The following is a 1,788-nucleotide window of genomic DNA, read 5'->3' as shown; positions in this document are numbered from 1 at the left end:
CCTGAGCGACCTTATTGGGTAGTGTGACTATCTGGCTGGAGTTTGGAGGCACGGATGGTACAGGTCGTGACAGAGGAGGCCTCGGCCGAGGCCCGCGGACGGCGAAGCCCCGATGAGACGGCGCTACTGGTCACGATCGCCCTGGCCGCCCTGCACCTCATCGACCACGTGCTCAGAGCCGACGGCGGCGGCTGGCGGCTCGTCCACGAGGCCGCGCTCTTCGGGCTCGCGGCCCTGATCCCGTTACGCCGCCTGCCCCGGATCCGCCTGGCCCTGGCCGCGCTGATCCTGGTGGTCCTCCAGGTCACCCACATGTTCGCCGAGACCCCCGACGACCAGTACGGCACGTGGGCCCATGGCGTGAGCCCCCTGCTCGACGCCCTCGGCACCCCCAACCTCCTGGGGATCGCCCAGCCCGCCGTCGGCGTCGTCTCGGTCGCCGTGTCGATGCTGCTGTCGGCGGCCGTGGCCCTCACGCTGGTGCTGTTCGCGCGAGAGCTGGGCAGGACCGTACGCGCGGCCGCGACGGCCCTGCTGGTCCTGGTCCTCGCGGCGGACGCCGTCTACCTGTGGGCCGTCGCCTCGACGAACCGGTCGGAGGTGGCCAGGGCGATCGCCTGGCAGGACTCCGACGTCCTCGACTACCAGCGCTTGCCCTCCAGGACCGTGCACCGGCGTCCGCCCGCGGTCCCGCTCCCGCGCGCCCTCGAGCAGGAGTTGACCGTGACCGCCAGCGGCGGCCGCCGCGACCTCGGCGACTTCCTCCGCTCGACCGGCACGACGGCGTTCGTCGCGGTCAAGGGCGACACGATCCGCGCCGAGCGTTACTTCAACGGCTACCGGCACGACTCGGCGGTCGCCTCGTTCTCCACGGCCAAGCCGTTCGTCTCCACGCTCGTCGGCGTCGCGCTGGCGGAGGGCCGCATCACCTCTGTCGACGACCCCGTCACCCGCTACCTGCCCGAGCTGGCCGGGCGGGATCCCGGATTTGCCCGCGTCACGCTGCGTCAGCTGCTCACGATGTCGTCCGGGCTGGCGCAGCAGGACCCGTACTACAGCCTCGACCTGCGCGCCGCCGCGCTGCGCGACAGCCGGATCGCCGAGCCGCCCGGCAGGCGGTTCGACTACAACAACATCAACACCGTGCTGCTCGGCCTGGTGCTGGAACGGGTCACCGGAGGCCCGGTCTCGGCCTACCTGGAGGACAAGGTGTGGGGCCCGCTCGGCATGGAGGCCGACGCGGCGTGGAGCATCGACAGCGATGCCTCGGGGCTGGAGCAGATGCAGGCCGGCCTCAGCGGCCGGGCCGTCGACTTCGCCAAGCTCGGCCTGCTCTACCTGCACAAGGGCGCGTGGCGGGGCAGGCAGCTCCTGCCCCGCGCCTGGGTGGAGGACTCGACCAGGGCCGACACTACGACCGACCCGGCGGCGGAGTTCCAGTACAACTGGTGGATGCGGCCCGACCTGTCCGGCGACTACTGGTCGCGCGGCAACCACGGCCAATGGGTCTACGTGTCCCCCGCCCACGACGTCGTCCTGGTCAGGTACGGCGTCGAGGACGGCTACGACGACTGGCCCGCCGTCCTCGCCGACCTGGCCCGCCGCCTCTGAGTCACCACGCGACAGGGCCGAGCCGGTCGACGAAGATCCCAGACGGCCCGCCGGCGTCGAGCGTCGCGAGCGGCACGATCGAGTCGGTGCCCTCGGTGACCGTCAGCTCGCCAGGGTGCCGGTTCATGTCGGTGGCGGCGAACTTGCGGGGGACGATCTCGCCGGGAGAGGCGACGC

1 protein-coding gene is annotated in these 1,788 nt (G+C 71.8%); it reads left to right on the top strand.

Annotation, left to right across the window (positions count from 1 at the left end; genetic code table 11):
* Positions 1–66: 66 nt before the first annotated feature.
* Positions 67–1,611 carry a serine hydrolase domain-containing protein gene (locus tag LDL49_RS56340; RefSeq protein WP_225303178.1) on the top strand — a complete coding sequence of 515 codons (1,545 nt, stop codon included), beginning with the start codon at positions 67–69 and terminating at the stop codon, positions 1,609–1,611.
* Positions 1,612–1,788: the final 177 nt, after the last annotated feature.

This window comes from Nonomuraea aurantiaca (assembly GCF_020215705.1).
Classification (GTDB): Bacteria; Actinomycetota; Actinomycetes; order Streptosporangiales; family Streptosporangiaceae; genus Nonomuraea; species Nonomuraea aurantiaca.
The sequence above is the reverse complement of the archived record's forward strand: the minus strand, read 5'-3'. Positions and strand labels throughout refer to the sequence as shown.